Annotated in this window: 14 protein-coding genes; 13 read left to right on the top strand and 1 reads right to left on the bottom strand. The window is 71.7% G+C overall.

Annotated features, from left to right (window positions below; translation table 11 throughout):
• Positions 1-58 precede the first annotated feature (58 nt).
• From ABIA32_RS08785 to ABIA32_RS08810, 6 genes are all read left to right on the top strand, one after another.
• Positions 59-1,003, top strand: coding sequence for a carbohydrate ABC transporter permease (locus tag ABIA32_RS08785; protein ID WP_370093357.1), 945 nt, complete (start codon positions 59-61; stop codon positions 1,001-1,003).
• A 15-nt stretch (positions 1,004-1,018) separates the two neighbouring features.
• Positions 1,019-1,951, top strand: a complete 933-nt coding sequence (locus ABIA32_RS08790; RefSeq protein WP_370093359.1) for a carbohydrate ABC transporter permease — start codon at positions 1,019-1,021, stop codon at positions 1,949-1,951.
• Complete coding sequence (locus ABIA32_RS08795) at positions 1,951-3,219, top strand: 6-phospho-beta-glucosidase (RefSeq protein WP_370093360.1); 1,269 nt, start codon at positions 1,951-1,953, stop codon at positions 3,217-3,219. Before ABIA32_RS08790 ends, ABIA32_RS08795 begins: the two co-directional genes overlap by 1 nt.
• Before the next feature lie 8 nt (positions 3,220-3,227).
• Positions 3,228-4,352, top strand: a complete 1,125-nt coding sequence (locus ABIA32_RS08800; protein ID WP_370093361.1) for an N-acetylglucosamine kinase — start codon at positions 3,228-3,230, stop codon at positions 4,350-4,352.
• 174 nt (positions 4,353-4,526) lie between these two features.
• Positions 4,527-6,263 carry a hypothetical protein gene (locus ABIA32_RS08805; RefSeq protein ID WP_370093362.1) on the top strand — a complete coding sequence of 579 codons (1,737 nt, stop codon included), beginning with the start codon at positions 4,527-4,529 and terminating at the stop codon, positions 6,261-6,263.
• Complete coding sequence (locus ABIA32_RS08810) at positions 6,260-6,688, top strand: hypothetical protein (RefSeq protein ID WP_370093363.1); 429 nt, start codon at positions 6,260-6,262, stop codon at positions 6,686-6,688. Before ABIA32_RS08805 ends, ABIA32_RS08810 begins: the two co-directional genes overlap by 4 nt.
• 64 nt (positions 6,689-6,752) lie before the next feature.
• Here the strand turns inward: ABIA32_RS08810 and ABIA32_RS08815 are convergent, their stop codons facing one another.
• Positions 6,753-7,127 (bottom strand): cupin domain-containing protein, encoded by a 375-nt coding sequence (locus ABIA32_RS08815; protein ID WP_370093365.1) that lies wholly within the window; start codon positions 7,125-7,127, stop codon positions 6,753-6,755.
• An 81-nt stretch (positions 7,128-7,208) separates the two neighbouring features.
• Between ABIA32_RS08815 and ABIA32_RS08820 the strand changes: the two genes are divergently transcribed.
• The 7 genes from ABIA32_RS08820 to ABIA32_RS08850 all read left to right on the top strand — a co-directional run bounded on the left by ABIA32_RS08820 (position 7,209) and on the right by ABIA32_RS08850 (position 17,244).
• The gene (locus ABIA32_RS08820) at positions 7,209-7,658 is read left to right on the top strand and encodes a MarR family winged helix-turn-helix transcriptional regulator (RefSeq protein WP_370093366.1); all 450 of its coding nucleotides are present in this window, start codon (positions 7,209-7,211) and stop codon (positions 7,656-7,658) included.
• 118 nt (positions 7,659-7,776) lie between these two features.
• Entirely contained in the window at positions 7,777-9,102 is a 1,326-nt protein-coding gene (locus ABIA32_RS08825) for a hypothetical protein (protein ID WP_370093367.1), read from the top strand.
• Positions 9,103-9,115: 13 nt separating this feature from the next.
• Positions 9,116-10,072 carry a glutamate ABC transporter substrate-binding protein gene (locus ABIA32_RS08830; protein WP_370093368.1) on the top strand — a complete coding sequence of 319 codons (957 nt, stop codon included), beginning with the start codon at positions 9,116-9,118 and terminating at the stop codon, positions 10,070-10,072.
• 138 nt (positions 10,073-10,210) lie between these two features.
• Positions 10,211-11,539 carry a hypothetical protein gene (locus tag ABIA32_RS08835; protein ID WP_370093369.1) on the top strand — a complete coding sequence of 443 codons (1,329 nt, stop codon included), beginning with the start codon at positions 10,211-10,213 and terminating at the stop codon, positions 11,537-11,539.
• A gap of 104 nt (positions 11,540-11,643) precedes the next feature.
• Positions 11,644-14,286, top strand: coding sequence for a tetratricopeptide repeat protein (locus ABIA32_RS08840; protein WP_370093370.1), 2,643 nt, complete (start codon positions 11,644-11,646; stop codon positions 14,284-14,286).
• A gap of 8 nt (positions 14,287-14,294) precedes the next feature.
• Positions 14,295-15,887, top strand: a complete 1,593-nt coding sequence (locus tag ABIA32_RS08845) for a protein phosphatase 2C domain-containing protein (RefSeq protein WP_370093371.1) — start codon at positions 14,295-14,297, stop codon at positions 15,885-15,887.
• A 4-nt stretch (positions 15,888-15,891) separates the two neighbouring features.
• Entirely contained in the window at positions 15,892-17,244 is a 1,353-nt protein-coding gene (locus ABIA32_RS08850; protein WP_370093372.1) for a VWA domain-containing protein, read from the top strand.
• Positions 17,245-17,292 lie beyond the last annotated feature (48 nt).

Raw genomic sequence — 17,292 nt, forward strand, 5'->3', positions numbered from 1 at the left:
GCCCGGCCACCGCGGCCGGGCCCGGTCCCGCTCCCCCACTCCTCTGGCGGTGACCGACATGTCTCTCGCACCCGCGCTGCGTCGCAAGCGGCGCAAGGAGCTGGCGACCGCCGCCGGCTTCCTCTCCCCCTGGCTGATCGGCTTCGGCGTCTTCTTCGCCTATCCGCTGGTCGCCACCGTCTACTTCTCGCTCACGCACTACGACGGCTTCAACCCGCCGTCCTTCGTGGGCCTCAGGAACTACGACTACGTCATCACCAAGTTCCCCTTCTTCTGGCAGTCGGTGCGCAACACCGTCTGGCTGGTGCTGGTGATGGTGACCCTGCGGACCGTCTTCGGCATCGGCATCGGCATGCTGATCACGAAGATCAAGACCGGCGCCGGCTTCTTTCGCACCGCGTTCTACCTGCCCTACCTGGCCCCGCCGGTGGCGGCGACGATCGCCTTCGCGTTCCTCTTCAATCCGGGCACGGGGCCGGTCAACCACTACCTGGCCGACCTGGGCATCGCCCACCCGCCGGGCTGGTTCAACGACCCGAACTGGTCCAAGCCCTCGCTGGTGCTGCTCTCGCTCTGGGGCATCGGCGACCTGATGGTGATCTTCATGGCCGCGCTGTTGGACGTGCCCGCCGAGCAGTACGAGGCCGCGTCGCTGGACGGGGCCAACGCCTGGCACCGCTGGCGCTACGTCACGCTCCCCAACATCATGCCAATCATCATGTTCGCCGTGATCACGGGCGTGATCCAGACGCTGCAGTACTACACCCAGGCCATCGTGGCCGGGCAGGTGGCCTCCGGCCAGATCGGCGGCTCCGGCCAGCAGTTCGAGCCGGGCTACCCGAACGGCTCGACCTGGACCCTGCCCCAGCTCGTCTACAACATCGGCTTCCAGCGCTTCGACTACGGCGCGGCCTGCGTCGTCTCGATCCTGCTGTTCCTGATCGCCATGGCGTGCACCTCGCTGCTGATGCGCCGCCGCTCCGGCCTCATGGCTGAGGACTAGGAAGGACTCCCACCCATGAGCAACGTAGCAAGCACCACTGACAGCGGCGGTCTCACCACGAAGCCCGCGCGCGCCAACAAGGGCGTGCCGAACAGCTCGGCGATCGCCTTCCGCAAGGCCAAGCGGCGCAAGACGCTCGAGTGGATCGCGGTCCACTCGATCGGCATCGCGATCGCACTGATCTTCGTGCTGCCGTTCGTCTTCCTCTTCCTCACCTCGGTGATGAGCGACGACCAGGCGCTGAGCAGCAACTACTGGCCCACGCACTGGGTCTGGAGCAACTACAAGGCGATCTTCGACGTCCCCGGCTTCGGCACCTGGTGGAAGAACACCGCCGAGTACGCCGTGCTCGGCACGCTGCTGACGGTCGTCTCCTCCGTCCCGGTCGCCTACGCGCTGGCGAAGTTCCGCTTCCCCGGCCGCCGGCTGGCGATGATGCTGGTCATCTCGATGATGATGCTGCCGCCGCAGGTGATCATCATCCCGATGTACCTGTTCTGGGCCAAGCAGATGAACATGGACGGCACGCTCTGGCCGCTGATCATCCCGATGGCCTTCGGTGACGCCTTCTCCATCTTCCTGCTGCGCCAGTTCCTGCTGACCATCCCCAAGGAGTACCTGGACGCGGCCAAGGTCGACGGCTGCGGCGAGCTGCGCACGCTGCTCAAGGTCGTGCTGCCGATGGCGAAGCCGGCCATCTCCGCCGTCGCGCTCTTCCAGTTCTTCTACTGCTGGAACGACTACTTCGGCCCGCAGATCTACGCCTCGGACAACCCCGCCGCCTGGACGCTCTCCTACGGACTGCAGTCCTTCCACGGCGCGCACCACACCAACTGGAACCTGACCATGGCCGCCACCCTGCTGGTGATGGCGCCCGTGATCATCGTGTTCTTCTTCGCACAGAAGGCCTTCATCGAGGGCGTCACACTGACAGGAGTCAAGGGCTGATGAGCCTCAAGCTGGTCGTCGTCGGGGGCGGCTCGACGTACACGCCGGAGCTGATCGACGGCTTCGCCAGACTCCGCGACAGCCTGCCGATCGGCGAGCTGGTTCTGGTGGACCCGGCTGCCGAACGGCTGGAGCTGGTCGGCGGGCTGGCCCGCCGGATCTTCGCCAAGCAGGGCCACCCGGGCACGATCACCACCTCCACCGATCTGGACGCCTCCGTCCAGGGCGCGGACGCGGTGCTGCTGCAGCTCAGGGTGGGCGGCCAGGCCGCACGCGACCAGGACGAGACCTGGCCGCTGGAGTGCGGCTGCGTCGGCCAGGAGACGACGGGAGCCGGCGGGCTCGCCAAGGCGCTGCGGACCGTACCGGTCGTGCTGGACATCGCCGAGCGGGTGCGCCGGGCCAACCCGGACGCGTGGATCGTCGACTTCACCAACCCGGTCGGCATCGTCACCCGCGCGCTGCTGACGGAGGGTCACAAGGCCGTCGGTCTCTGCAACGTGGCGATCGGCTTCCAGCGCAAGTTCGCCGGGATGCTGGGCGTCGCGCCGGAGCGGGTGCAACTGGACCACGTCGGCCTGAACCACCTGACGTGGGAGCGCGGCGTCCGCCTGGACGGCAAGGACGTGTTGCCCGACCTGATCGCCGGACACGGCACCGCAATCGCCGAGGACCTGCACCTGCCGCTGTCGCTGGTGCGGCAGTTGGGCGTCGTGCCCTCGTACTACCTGCGCTACTTCTACCAGCACGACGCGGTCGTCGAGGAGCTGAAGGTGCAGGGCTCGCGGGCCTCGCAGGTCGCGGCGATCGAGCGCGAACTGCTGGACATGTACGCGAACCCGCTGCTGGACGAGAAGCCCGAGCTGCTCGGCCAACGCGGCGGCGCCTTCTACTCCGAGGCGGCGGTGCAGCTGGTCGCCTCGCTGCTCGGCACGCAGGGCGGTGCGCCCAGCGAGCAGGTCGTGAACGTTCTCAACGACGGCACCCTGCCGTTCCTGCCGGACGATGCGGTGATCGAGGTCCCCGCGCTCGTGGACGCGACCGGTGCGCGCCCGCTGCCTGTCCCGGCCGTCGAGCCGCTCTACGCCGGCTTGATCGCGCACGTCACCGGCTACGAGCAGCTCGCGCTGGACGCGGCGCTGAGGGGAGGGCGCGACCGGGTCTTCCAGGCCCTGCTGGCCCACCCGCTGGTCGGCCAGATCGACTTGGCGGATCAGTTGACGGACCGTCTGATCGCGCACAACCGCGAGCACCTGGCATGGGCGTGACGACCTTCATGACCGCAGAACAGTCCGATCCCGACTCCGACCCCGGTTCTGAACCCAGTTCCGACTGGGACGAGGAGGTGGGGAACCCGATCGGCACCGGCACCGTCGGCGCGGTGGGGACCGAGTTGGTCGCGGGCGTGCTCGCGATCGACGCGGGTAACAGCAAGACGGACGTGGCCCTGGTGACCGCGACGGGTTCCGTCCTCGGCCGCGCCCGTGGCGGCGGCTTCCGGCCGTACGAGATCGGCCCCGACGCGTCGATCGACGAGCTGGCCGAACTGGTGGCCGCGGCCGCCGGGGAGGCCGGGTTCGACGTCCGCGGCGGACAGGGCCCGCTGGTCACGCACGTCTCGGCGTGCCTGGCCAACGCGGATCTGCCGGTCGAGGAGCGCGCGCTGCAACAGGCGATCGCCGCGCGCGGCTGGTCGCGCACGACGGTCGTCGCCAACGACACCTTCGCGCTGCTGCGCGCGGGCACGGACGCGCCGCGCGGGGTCGCGGTGGTCTGCGGCGCGGGGATCAACTGCGTCGGCCTGCTGCCGGACGGCCGCACGGCGCGATTCCCCGCGCTCGGCCAGATCACCGGCGACTGGGGTGGCGGCGGGGGCATCTCGCTGGAGGTCATGTGGGCCTCCAGCCGCGCCGAGGACGGCCGTGGCGCGCCCACCGCGCTGGCGGCCGCGGTCGCCGAGCACTTCGGGCTCGTGAGCGCGAGCGCGGTGGCGGAGGCGATCCATCTGGGCCAGATCGCCGACGGCCGACTGCACGAGCTGGTCCGGGTCCTCTTCCGCTGCGCGGAGGCGGGCGATCCGGTGGCGGTGGCGCTGGTGGAGCGCCAGGCGGAGGAGATCGCCACCCTGGCGACCGTGGCCCTGCGCCGTCTGGACCTGCTGGACTCCCCCGCCGACGTGGTCCTCGGCGGCGGCGTTCTGGCGGCTCGTCAGCCCCTGCTGATGAACGCGGTCCTGGCCCGCCTCGCCGCCTCGGCACCGTTGGCGACGCCGCGAGTCGTCACCACCCCGCCGGTGGTCGGCGCGGCCCTCCTGGGCCTCGACCACCTGGCCGCAGCGGAACTGGGCGGCGGCCCGGCCGCGCAGGACCGCCTGCGTGCGGCCTACGGGGTGCGGGCGTAGCAATCTCCGCCTCGAAGGCCTGGCGCGGCCCACACATCCAGGAGGGGATGGGCCGCGCCGGGCCTTCGAGGCGTGCGGCGTCCGTTTTTGACTGATCATGTACACACGGCGTGCCACCCGTGGCACTCTGGTCACGACAAGTCTCAGGAGTTCCTTCTCTGCGGCGGTGGACAGTTGACGAACGCGACCGACACGGGCGACGCAGGCGGCGTCGCATTACTCGTCGAGGAGACCGAGCAGGCCACCCGACACCTCTGCGCGGGCGCGCACCTCGACGAGGACTTCGCCCGCAAGGTGATCGAAGAGTTCGAGGACGAGCCGCACCGGGCCTATGCGCCCGCCTACGGCGTCAACATCGAGCTGGTGAAGCAGCATGCGCGAGGCGCCCTCACCCGGCTGACCGAGCGGGACCAGCGGCTCACCGCCTGCCTGATGGTCTCCCTGGTGCTGCAGCCAGCTGTCACGCTGGTGATGTGGGTGGCGCTGGCCTTCCTCGCCGGAGCCCCGACGCTGGACCCGCGGCCGAACCGGATCAAGGACGAGGCCACCGGGCGTACCAGCACCTCTCGGACCAAAGTGGTGGTCGGCGCGGTGGCACGGCTGATCGCGTCGGTGGTCGTGCTGATCATGGTCGCCTTGTTCACGCAGCCGCTGCCCAGGCCGTGGGTCTGGTTCCCTGACCTGGCGCCCGCACTGATCCTCGGCATCCCGCTGCTGGTCCTGCTGCCCTGGACCATCGTCTGGAACGAGCGGACGATCGCCTGGCACACCGTCAGCCGGGAGCTGACGGGCAAGGGTTTCGCCGCGCGGCCCGCGAAAGGTCGCCCCGAAGCCCCGGCGACGGACGGCAACATCACCGTCTACAGCGGCTATTCGCCGTTCATCGGCTCGGGCGTGGAACTCGACTCCTGGTCCACCACGACGCGGCTCACACCCACCAGGAACCTGGTCGGCGAGATTCCCGCCCAGGCCACGCCGTGGACGGTACCGACCGCCGCCGAACTCGTGGACGGCCTGCTGACGCAGTTGACCGCGCTGCGCGCCGAGACCGCGGGCTCACTCGACGGCATCGAGGAACTCACGGTCAGCGAGAAGCTCTTCGTCGACGGCACCGTGCTGCGTCAGCCGGAGGTCGAGCGCACCGGACTCACCCGGGCCGTGCTGCCGGAGGAGCAGGGCAGACCCAGTCACGCGATCGACCCCGAACTGGTCCGGCGCTACCGCGGCCACCACCGCGGTCCGATCCGACACTGCCTGCGCAGCCAGGTCGCCGCCTGGGGCACGGATCTGGTGCTCTCGGTCTATCTGCAGGTCACCGTGAGCGCGGGCACGCTCTACCTGGAGTCGACGACCCTGCTGCTGCCCCCGGTCAAAGACGCCTTCCGGGTCGCCGACACGGTCGTGGAACAGCCCGCGCCGGAGTCCTCCTACCTGCCCGCGGGCCAGGTGGGCGGCGATGACTCGGTGCTGGGCGCGCAGGCGGTCGCGGCCGCGTTCCAGGCGCTCCTGGGTGCGCCCTTCCGGGTCTACCGCGCCCTGCGCGCACCGAGCCGGCGCGTCCGTCGCCACGAACAGCTGCGCTCCGCCATCAAGAGCGATCTCGGCTTCGACTACGGAGCGCGAATGAGTCTGCGGGACCTGGCCTCCGGACCGAACTACCGCAACTACTTCCAGCGGGTCGACGTGGCCCGCATCTCCCGGCAGATTCACCTGCGCACGCTGGACTTCCTGGCCACGACCTTGGCCGAGCGCGGTGTCGACGTCTCCGACCTGCTGGAACGCCGGACCGCCGTCTACAACTCCGGCATCCTGATGACCGGCGGGGCGATGACCGGCACGATCGTGGCCGGTGAGGGCAACACGGTCGTCAAGCAGGCCGGAGCGAAGCCCGAGAGGAGCAAGAAGAAGTGACCGAGACGAACGGGGGCCGCGTGGACGGCACGGACGGGCCGCAGGGGAACGTCAACAAGGGCGTCTCGATCAGCGGCGGAACCATCAGCGACTCCGTGATCAGCGCGGGCACCGGCAACAAGGTCACCATCGTGCACGGCGGTTCGGGCGGGGGCGCGGCGCTCACCGCGGCCCGCGAGCGCGCGGCCGAGCTGGTCCGCCTGCTCGCCGACAGCGGCAACGCCCTCGCCTCCCAGCCCGCGGAGCAGGCCCAAGCGGCCATGGCCGCAGGCGAACTGGTCGAGGAGCTGGCAGCGAAGGCACCGGACCGCGGCCGGGTCTCCAAGTGGCTCGCCCGGCTCGCCGCCCTCGTGGCCGGCGCGGCCCCGCTCGCGGAGATCGTGGTCGCCATCGAGGAGAGCGTCAAGCTGGCCCTGGGGGCGTGATCGAGCCCGAGATGTGTTCGCCCGGATCAAGTCCGCCTACGGCGGCCAGCAGGACGACGGAGTCTCAGTTCGCCCACGGCGGGGCGAACCGGGAGCCGTCGGCCATGACGGCCTCGAGGCCGATCGAGGTGGTGGTCCAGATCCTGGCAGGCTCGTCGCTCTCGTTGTCGACGCGGAGGGTGCTGCCCGGATTGGCGAGCAGGACGTCGCCCGCGACGAGTTCCGCCTGCTCTCCGTCGAGGGTGAAGCGGAGTCGGCCGTCCAGCAGGTAGAGGATCTCCTCCTTGGTGATCGTATGGGCCACGCCGGCCGTGTCGGCCGGGATCTCGCCGCGCCAGGCACAGATCTCCTTGCTGCCCGAAGCGGGGTTGGCGTAGCCGAAGAAGCGGACCCCGTGGATCTCGTGGACCTGGGCTTCCGTGCTGCGAATGAAGGGCATGGCAGGATCGACCTCTCCAGAGATGGACAAGCACCTTGTCTACATGGACAAGCTACTTGTCTACTGCGGTAAGGTCAACCCATGTCCGACGCCGATGACGCCCTCGCCTTCGCCGCCCTGGTCCTCGCCCTCGCGGGGGAACTCGTCCAGGGCATCCACCAGCGCGTGCTCGATGCCGGCTTCGCCGATCTGCGCCCCACCCACGGCTTCGCCTTCGCGCGGATCTCCCAGGGCGGCGCCACCGCCGCCGACCTCGCCGAGCACCTGGGCGTGACCAAGCAGGCGGCCGCGCAGCTCGTCGACGAGCTGGTCCGCAAGGGCTACGTCGAGCGCACCGCGCACCCCACCGACGCCCGCGCCCGGCTGCTGCGTCTGACCGAACACGGCTGGGCCTGCACCCGCGCCGCCGACGCGGCCGCCGCGCAGGCCGTCCAGCCTTATCGCGACCTGCTCGGGCCGGAACGATTCAGCGCGCTGGTCGGGGATCTGGCGGCACTCGGACCGAAGGGCCCCATTCGCCCCGCCTGGTGACAGCTTGTGTCACAGCTCTGCCGCGAAACCTCAAGATCGCCGCAACTATGGTGTGCCTGTCCGAGCGGACGGCCATACTGCTTGCGACGAAAGCACGAGGGGGAAGGGGGCGCGCGGCGTGGCGACATCGCTACAGGAACGTCCGACCAGAGAACGACCGGCCCGGGAACGGGCCGTCGCCGCGTTGACGGCGACGCCGCCGCGGCGACTGCGCACCGGCGCGACGCTATTGGCGCTGCTCGCGCTGCTCTTCGGGGCGCTGACAGCCTGGCAGGTGAGCGCGCGGTCGGCCGCCGCCGACAACGTGGTCAATCACAGCCAGCCGCTGAGCGACGACGCGGCGCAGATCTTCCGCTCCCTCGCCGACGCGGACACCACCGCCGCCACGGCGTTCCTGCAGGCGGGCGGCGAGACGGCGGCCGTGCGCAACCAGTACGCGAGCGACATCTCGACCGCTTCGCGGCTGCTCGCGCAGGCCGCCGCGCAGACCGGTGCCGGCGATCCCGGCCAGGCGTCGATCCAGCTGCTCAACACCCAGCTCCCGGTCTACGCGGGGCTGGTGGACACCGCCAAGGCCGACGACCGGCAGCGGCTGCCGCTCGGCGGCGCCTATCTCCGCTACGCCTCGGCGCAGTTGCAGCACCAGATGCTCACCGAGGCGCAGCAGCTCTACCAGACCGAGACCAAGCGGTTGCAGGACGACTACTCCGCCGCGAGCTCGCTGCCCTGGGCCGCGCTCGGCCTCGGGCTCGTGCTGCTGGCCGCCCTGGCCTGGGCGCAGGTGCGGCTTTTCAGGAGCACCAACCGGGTCTTCAATCCCGGCCTGGTCGTCGCGACCGCCTGCGCGACGGTCGCGCTGCTGTGGCTGGCGGTCGGCCAGAGCGTCGCCGCCTCCTACCTGTCCGACAGCGACACCCACGGCGCCACTCCGCTCCAGGTGCTCAACCAAGCGGGCATCGAAGCGCTGAAGTGCCGGGCCGCCGAGAACCTCAATCTCGTCGCGCGCGGTTCGACGACCGCCTACGAGCAGACCTGGGACGCCGAGAGCGCCGTGCTCGCGGGCAAGACCGGATACCTGCCGCAGGCCCAGAACCTGACCACGGACGACGCCACGGCCCAGGGGTCGATCAAGGCCGCGCTCGCCTCGTGGCACGACTGGCAGTCCCGGCACGACACCGCCCGCAGCGCCAACCAGGCCGGCAACTACCAGACCGCCCTGGACGACACCATCGGCAGCGGCTCGACCACCATCAACGCCGCCTTCACCACGCTCGAGACCAGCCTGAACGACGCCGCCTCGCACGAGCAGGCGCAGTTCCGCAGCCTCGCCGACAGCGGTCGCGGCGCGACCTCGCTGCTCGCGCCCGGCGCGGGCCTGCTGGCCGCGCTCGCGGCGGTCGGCGTCGTGGTGGGGGTCAACCGACGCGTGGCCGAGTACCGGTAGGGGGAGAGCAGAGATGACACAGGGCAACTGGCTACGGCGCCCGGGCGTCTGGGCCGTGACGGCGGCGCTGCTGCTGGGCGGCTTCGCCTTCGCGGGCAGCTCGGCGGCGGAGACCGGGGCCGGCCGGGTGAGCGCGAACGCGCCGCTGCGGATCGAGCTGGCGCCGAGCGCGGACACGTGCGACAAACAGGCGACCGTCCCGCCGAGCATGAGCGACAGCGGCGTGGACGTCCAGCGGATCAAGGCGCGCGGCAAGCTGATCGCCGGGATCGACACCAACAGCTACCTGTGGGGGTTCCGCGATCCCAACACGGGTGACCTGCAGGGCTTCGACATCGATCTGGTGCACGCGCTCGCGAGCTCGATCCTCGGCGATCCGAACGCCGTCGAGTTCCTCGCGGTGCCGACCGACCAGCGGATCCCGGCACTCCAGAGCGGTCTGGTCGACGTGGTGGTGCGCACCTTCACCATCACCTGCGCGCGGGAGAAGTCCGTCTCCTTCTCGGCCCCCTACTACGTGACCGGCCAGCAGGTGCTGGTGCCGGGCAACTCCACCGTCACCGGCCTCAACGACACGATCAAGGGCAAGCGGATCTGCACCGCCAAGAGCTCGACGGCGGAGCAGCAGCTCCAGGGCAGCCCCTACAAGGCGCAGGAGGTGCCGGTCGCCAACCAGTTGGACTGCCTGGTGCTGATGCAGCTCGGGCAGGTCGACGCGACCATCACCGACGGAGCCCTCGCGGCCGGGCAGCGGGCGCAGGACGAGTCGGTCCAGCTGGTCGGGCCCGAGCTGGACACCGAGTTCTACGGCATCGCGGTCAAGCTCGGTTCGCGGGACCTGGTCGCGCGGATCAACGCGGTGCTGGAGTCCTACGAGCGCAGCGGCGGGTGGCAGGCCAGCTACAAGACCTGGATCTACGGCGTCACCAAGCGCACCAGCAGCCCGCCGGCGGCCCATTACACCGCCTGACGCCGCGATCGACACCGCACCCGACGCCGCCCGACACCCGCCCGTCAAGGAAGCGACAAAGAGTGGCCCCGCTTCCCCCACACCGATCGGGATCTGACAATCTGACCATCGGTACGACCTTCAGGGAGACAAGCAAGCATGGCGTTTACCGGACCCAGCGGTCCTGTGATGACCCGCGAGGAGGTGGACCGCGCGCTCGCCCGCCTCGGCACCGAGCGCGAGGCCGTCGAAGCCTCCCTGCTGGCCCTGCAGGACCACCCGGGCCGACGCCTGCTGGAGGGCGCGGAGCTCACCGGCCGAACCCGTGAGCGCTGGTCCGCCGCCGAGCCGGGCCTGCAGTTGCTCTGGACGCTCTTCGACACCTACGCGGAGGCGCTGGCCGCCGCCCGCGCGGTCCGCTCGCGGCGCAGCCGGCCCAGCCAGTCCGAGCTGATCGAGCTGACCGAGCTGCTGCACGGCAGCGGGGTCACCGTCTCCGGCAGCCAACTTCCGGAGACGTCCCGTTCGCTGACCGGCGGCGCCCGGCTCAGCCAGCAGGTCAGCCTGACCGAGCTGGTCGACCGGATGAACGACTGGTACGGGCGCATCATCGAGATCGCCTCGGCGGCCGACGCGGTCTGGTCGGCGCTGCCGGCCAGGATCGACCTGCTGCTCGCCGAGCTCGGCCGGGTCCAGGCGCTGGCCCGCTCGGTCGGCGTCCACCCCGGCGAACACCCGGCGGGCGACGCGTTGGACGAGATCGGCAAGGAGCTCGCCTCGCTGCGCAGCGAGGTGGTCACCGACCCGCTCGCCTTCTGGACCCCACGTCCAGCCGGCCCCGCTCATGGGCGGGCGCCCGTCGGCGGCACCGTCGAGACCGGCCGCTACGACCGTGCCGCGCGTGCGGTGGACGACATCCGGTTGGAGCTCACCGACCTGCTGCGGCTGCGCGACGACGCGGACGAGCGACTGGAGCGCGTCGGCGAGACGCTCGCCCGTGCCGACGCCACCCTGGCGGAGGCGCGCCGGGCGCGCGGCGAGGTGCTCGCCAAGATCGCCGCGACCGAGGTACCGACCGTGCCGGGGCCGGCCAGCGCGATGCGCGAACGGCTGGCCCAGGCGGACCAGTTGCGCGCGCACGGCCAGTGGCACCGGCTGGCTCCGCTACTGGACACACTGGAGTCGGCGTCCCTGCGCGAGCTGGAGCGGGCCAGGGAGTCACTGACGTCCGTGACCGCGCCGCTCGCAGTCCGCGCGGAACTGCGCGGACGCCTGGACGCGTACAAGGCCATGGCGGCGCGACTCGGCGTCAGCGAGGATCCGGAACTGATCGAGCGCTACGACCAGGCCCGGCGGATGCTCTGGAGTGCGCCCTGCGACCTGCGCGCCGCGGACTACGCGGTCCAGCGCTACCAGCAGGGGCTCCGCGCGGCCCAACAACACACCGCCCCGCCCGGTCCCCGTGACGGACGGCCCTACGGTGCCTGACGGCCAACGGGGGGAAGCATCATGACAGACCGACACACCAGGCAAGACCAGACCCAGGGCAAGCAGACGACTTTTGCGGCACAGGCCGCAGGGGGATGGCGGGGATGAACGCGGTACCGTGCACACGGCCGGACTGCACCGGCACGGGAGTCATCGACGCGGACGGCTACTGCACGGAGTGCGGGCTCGCCCCGCTCCCGGCCGCCGTCGCGACAGGCGTCGGCACGAGGGCCGGGGCTGCCGCTCCGGCCGCTGCTGCGGCTGCGGCCTCCTCGGCCGCGATGACCGGGCCGGGGGCGCCCTGCATCCGCCCCGACTGCACCGGGACGGGCGTCATCGACGCCGACGGCTACTGCACCGAGTGCGGGCTCGCGCCGCTCCCGGTCGCCGCCGCCTCGTCGATCCCGGCGCAGTCCTCGGGCGTGACCCGCAGCAGCTCGACCTCCCACGGCTCGACCTCGCGCAGTTCGCGCAGCTCCCGTTCGCTGTCCGGGCGTTCGCGCACCGGGCGGACCGGGCGCGGCACCTCCGTCTCGGTGCGCAGCACCCGGAGCACCAGCCAGGGCACCCGCGGCGCGCTCGGCGCCGGCCTGGTCACCGTGCCGCCGGTCCCGCGTCCCGACCCGCGCTCCGCGGTGCTGGCCAACCCCGAGGTGCCGGAGCGGAAGCGCTTCTGCAGCAAGTGCGAGTCGGCGGTCGGGCGGTCACGCAACGGCACGCCAGGGCGCACCGAGGGCTTCTGCAGCAAGTGCGGCACCGAGTACTCGTTCACACCCAAGCTCTTCGCCGGCGATCTGGTCGGCGGCCAGTACGAGGTGGTCGGCTGCCTCGCCCACGGCGGTCTGGGCTGGATCTACCTGGGCATCGACCGGCGCGTCAACGACAAGTGGATCGTGCTCAAGGGCCTGCTGGACACCGGCGACGAGGAGGCGCTGGCCGTCGCCATCGCCGAGCGCCGCTACCTGGCCGAGGTCGACCACCCCAACATCGTCCGCATCATCAACTTCGTCGAGCACCCGGACGCGCGCAAGGGCACCCGTGACGGCTACATCGTCATGGACTACGTGGGCGGCAAGTCCCTCAAGGACATCGCCGACGCGCGCCGCGCGCCCGACGGCCGCCGCGACCCGCTGCCGGTCGAGCAGGCCATCGCGTACGCGTTGGAGGCCCTGCCCGCCCTCGGCTACCTGCACAGCAGGGGCCTGATCTACTGCGACTTCAAGCTGGACAACGTGATCCAGTCCGAGGACCAGTTGAAGATCATCGACATGGGCGCGGTCCGTCGCCAGGACGACGACGGCGCGATCTACGGCACCATCGGCTACCAGGCCCCCGAGATCGCCACCGACGGCGTCTCCCCGGCGTCCGACCTCTACACGGTCGCGCGGGCGCTGGCGGTGATGAGCTTCGACTTCCAGGGCTTCTCCACGGTCTACCGGGACACGCTGCCCGGCCCGGAGGAGGTCGAGGTCTTCGACCGCTACGAGTCCTACTACCGGCTGCTGGTCCGCGCGACCGACGGCGATCCCGGGCGGCGGTTCGCCTCCGCGCAGGAGATGGCGGAGCAGCTGACCGGCGTGCTGCGGGAGGTCCTGGCGCTTCAGGACGGCAAGCCGCGGCCTGCGCTGTCGACGCTCTTCGGGCCGGAACTGCGGGTCGTGGACACGGATCTGGTCCACGGTGAGCTGGAGGAGCCGCCGGCGTCCGCTCGGGGCAGGAAGGGCCAGGCCGCCCGGGTGCCGAGCGTCAACCCGCAGGCGACGATCGCCGCCGGGCTGGTCGTCGCCCCGAAGGTGCTGCCGCTGGACACCCGGGCGGCGGCGCTGGCGCTGCCCGTCCCGCGCATCGACCCGGGCGACCCGAACGCCGGCTTCCTCGCCTCGCTGATGGCGACCGCGCCGGAGGAGGTGCTGACCGCGCTGCAGACCGCGCCGGTCAACTCCGTCGAGCTGCGGCTGCGCGGCCTGCGCGCGCTGATCGAGCGGGGCGACCTGGAGGCGGTGCAGGCGGCGCTGACCGAACTGAGCGCGGGCTTCCCCGACGACTGGCGGGTCGTCTGGTACCGCGGCCTGGCGGCGCTGGTCGCCTCCGCGCAGCCGAACGGCCCCGAGGCGCGCGCCGCGCTGTCGGCGGCGGCCGAGGCCTTCGACGCGGTCTACGACGCGTTCCCCGGCGAGGCGGCGCCCAAGCTGGCGCTGGGCGTCTGCGCGGAGGCGCTCGGCGAGCGCGAGGACGCGGCGGAGTTCTACCGCCTGGTCTGGACGACGGACCGCGCCTATGTGAGCGCGGCGTTCGGGCTGGCTCGGGTGCTGCTCGCCTCCGCCGACCGGCCGGGCGCGGTGGCGGCGCTGGAGTCGGTGCCCGAGGCCTCGACGCACTACGTCGCGGCGCGGGTCGCGGCGGTCCGCGCGCGGCTGCGCGACCGTGCGGCGCAGGAAGCGCTCCGCGCGGACCTGGACGCCTCCTCGCGTCAGCTGGACGGCCTGGGCCTGGACGCGCGGCGCCGCGAGGAGTTGTCGGTCGAGGTTCTGGGCAAGGCCCTCGGCTGGGTCCTCGCCGGCCGCCCGGACGGCGGCGCTCCTGCCCCGGGACCGCTGACACTGCTGGGCCACTCGGCGGAGGAGCGCGACCTGCGCTTCGCCCTGGAGTCGTCCTACCGCGTCCTGGCGCGCCTGGCGGACAGCACGGAACAGCGAATCGCATGGGTCGAGCGGGCCAACCGCACGCGCCCCAAGACCTGGGTGTGATCGACAGCATGGACCAACTGACCCTTTCCTGCCCCAACTGCGCCCAGCCGGTGGCGGAGTCGGACCGCTACTGCGAGGAATGCGGCATCGACCTCGCCGCCGCCCGCGCCACGGCCAACGACCCCCGCCGCGACGCCCGCTCGGACGCGACCGACCACCCCCTCGGCGGCGCCCCCACAGCCGGCTGGCCGACGAGCGGAGCGCTCCCCGACGCTGATCCCGCCGCAGGCGGCTGGCCCGGCACGGCGCCCGGTTCGGGCCAGGCCGAAGGCGGGTGGCCGAGGAGCGGAGCAACTCCCGGCGTCGGCCAGGCCGCAGGCCCCGCCGCGGGCACAAGCCAGGCGGGTACGGGCGGCGATCACCCCCCGGCGGGCACCGCCGAAGGCGGGAGCCACTCGGGCGCAGCGGGCGACCATCCGCTCGGTGGCCAGGCCGCCGCAGGCGGGTGGCCCGGCGGCCGGACGGTTTCCGGTACTGCGCAGGCAGCAGGCGCGGGTGGCGAGCACCCGCTCGCGGGTCGCGCTCCCGTGGGCACCGCCGTAGGCGGGAGCTCCGGGGCGACCGGGGACTTCGTGTTGGCTGCGCCGGTGTTGGTCAGTGAGGGGGAGGCAGCCGAGGCAGCCGCCGAGGGGCCGCGTTGCGTCGGGTGTGGGGCGCAGCGGATCGACACCGATGGGTACTGCGAGGTCTGCGGTCGAGCACAGCCGCGGCCGAGGGATCATCAGGAGCGCGCGCTCGCCGGCGTCGTCGGGGTGAGCGACCGTGGGCACCGGCATCACCGTAACGAGGACGCCTTCGCTGTCGCCGCCACCTCGCGGCCCGGTGGGGCGCCCGCCGTCGTCGCCGTCGTGTGCGACGGGGTGTCGTCGGCGACGCGGCCCGACGAGGCCTCGCAGGCAGCCGCCGACTGCGCCAGCGAGTCGCTGCTGGAGCAGTTGGAGTCCGGCGAGGCGCTGGAGACGGCCATGCACAAGGCCATCCTCGCCGCCGCCGCCCGCGTCGACGCGCTCGCGTCGGAGTTCGAGCGCGAGCCCAGCCGCAACTCCCCCGCCTGCACCATCGTCAGTGCGGTCCTGACCGAGGGCCAGGTCACCATCGGCTGGGTCGGCGACAGCCGGGCCTATTGGATGCCCGACGACCGCAGCGGTGCGGCCCGGCTGACCGTCGACGACTCCTGGGCCACGCGGATGGTCGAGGCCGGGCTGATGTCGGAGGCCGAGGCCTTCGCCGATCCCCGCGCGCACGCGATCACCGGCTGGCTCGGCGCGGACGCGATCGAGGTCGAGCCGCACACGCTCAGCTTCGTGCCGGAAACCACCGGCACCGTCCTGATCTGCACCGACGGCCTGTGGAACTACCTCGAGGCCGCCGCCGACCTCGCCACCGTCGTACCCGCCGACGCCCGCACCCGGCCGTTGGAGGCCGCGCAGAGGCTCGTCCGCTACGCCTGCGACCGCGGCGGCCACGACAACATCACCGTCGCCCTGCTGCCCATCGACCGCGTCGAAGGCGTCGACGCCGCCGAGCCGGACCATCCGGCCACCTTGGCGGTCGAGACGCTCGATTCACCCACCATTCAGCTACGCGAGGGGGAGAGCTGACACCATGGCCAGACTCACCAAGTCCAACTTCCCGCAGTTCTCGGTCGACATCTTCCAGAACACCTACCTCGCCCAGGGGGCGAGCGAGGTCAACGCGATCGTGACCGTCACCTCGACCGGCGGCGGTACCGGCGCCTCCGTGTCGGCCTCGGCCGGCCCGTCCGGCTACGGCCTCGCCGACGGCCCCGACGCCGCCGTGGTCATCGCGGTCGACTGCTCCGGCTCGATGGACTACCCGCCCACCAAGATCCGCAACGCCCGTGAGGCCACCGCCGTCGCCATCGACTGCGTGCGCGACGGCGTGGCCTTCTCCGTCGTCGCCGGGACGCACGAGGCCAAGGAGGTCTACCCGGGCGGCGGACAGCTCGCTGTCTCCAGCTCGGGGACCCGCGAGGAGGCCAAGCAGTCGCTGCGCCGGCTGACCCCGGGCGGCGGCACCGCGATCGGTACCTGGCTCACCAAGGCCGACCAGGTCTTCTCCACCAGGCCCGACATCACCATCCGGCACGCGATCCTGCTCACCGACGGCCGCAACGAGCACGAGAAGCCGGAGCAGCTGCAGCGCACGCTGGACCGCGTGCAGGGCCGGTTCACCGCGGACTGCCGCGGCGTCGGGACCGACTGGGAGGTCGCCGAGCTGCGCCGGATCTCCTCCGCCCTGCTCGGCACGGTCGACATCGTCGCCGACCCTTCCGGCCTCGCGGACGACTTCCGCGCGATGATGGAGAACGCCATGGGCAAGGAGGTCGCCGACGTCGCCCTGCGCGTCTGGACGCCGGCCAACGCCCGGGTCAAGTTCGTCAAGCAGGTCGCCCCGGCCGTCGAGGACCTGACGGACCGCCGCAAGGACTCGGGACCGCGTGCGGGCGACTACCCCACCGGCTCCTGGGGCGACGAGAGCCGCGACTACCACGTCTGCATCGAGGTGCCCCCGGCGGGCGTCGGCGACGAGATGCTGGCCGGCCGGATCAGCCTGGTCGTCCCGCAGCCGGACGGCACCAGCGAGGTGCTCTCGCAGGGCCTGGTCAAGGCCGTCTGGACGGACGACCTGAACGCCTCGACGAAGATCAACCCGCAGGTGGCCCACTACACCGGCCAGGCCGAACTCGCAGGCGCGATCCAGGAGGGGTTGGAAGCCCACCGGCGCGGGGACCTGGACAGTGCCACCGCCAAGCTCGGCAAGGCGGTCCAGCTGGCTGCCGAGTCGGGCAACGAGGACACCTTCAAGCTGCTGTCGAAGGTGGTCGACGTCGTGGACGCACGGGAAGGTACCGTTCGCTTCCGTAAGAATGTGAGCGAAGAGGACTCGATGACGCTCGAGACTCGTTCGACCAAGACCGTCAGGGTGAAGAAGTAGCGGCGACTTCGCCCGACCGCGACCGCCGCCGAGCACCACCAGAGGGGG

Origin of the sequence: Streptacidiphilus sp. MAP12-20, assembly GCF_041262525.1 — a bacterium.
Lineage (GTDB): Bacteria > Actinomycetota > Actinomycetes > Streptomycetales > Streptomycetaceae > Streptacidiphilus.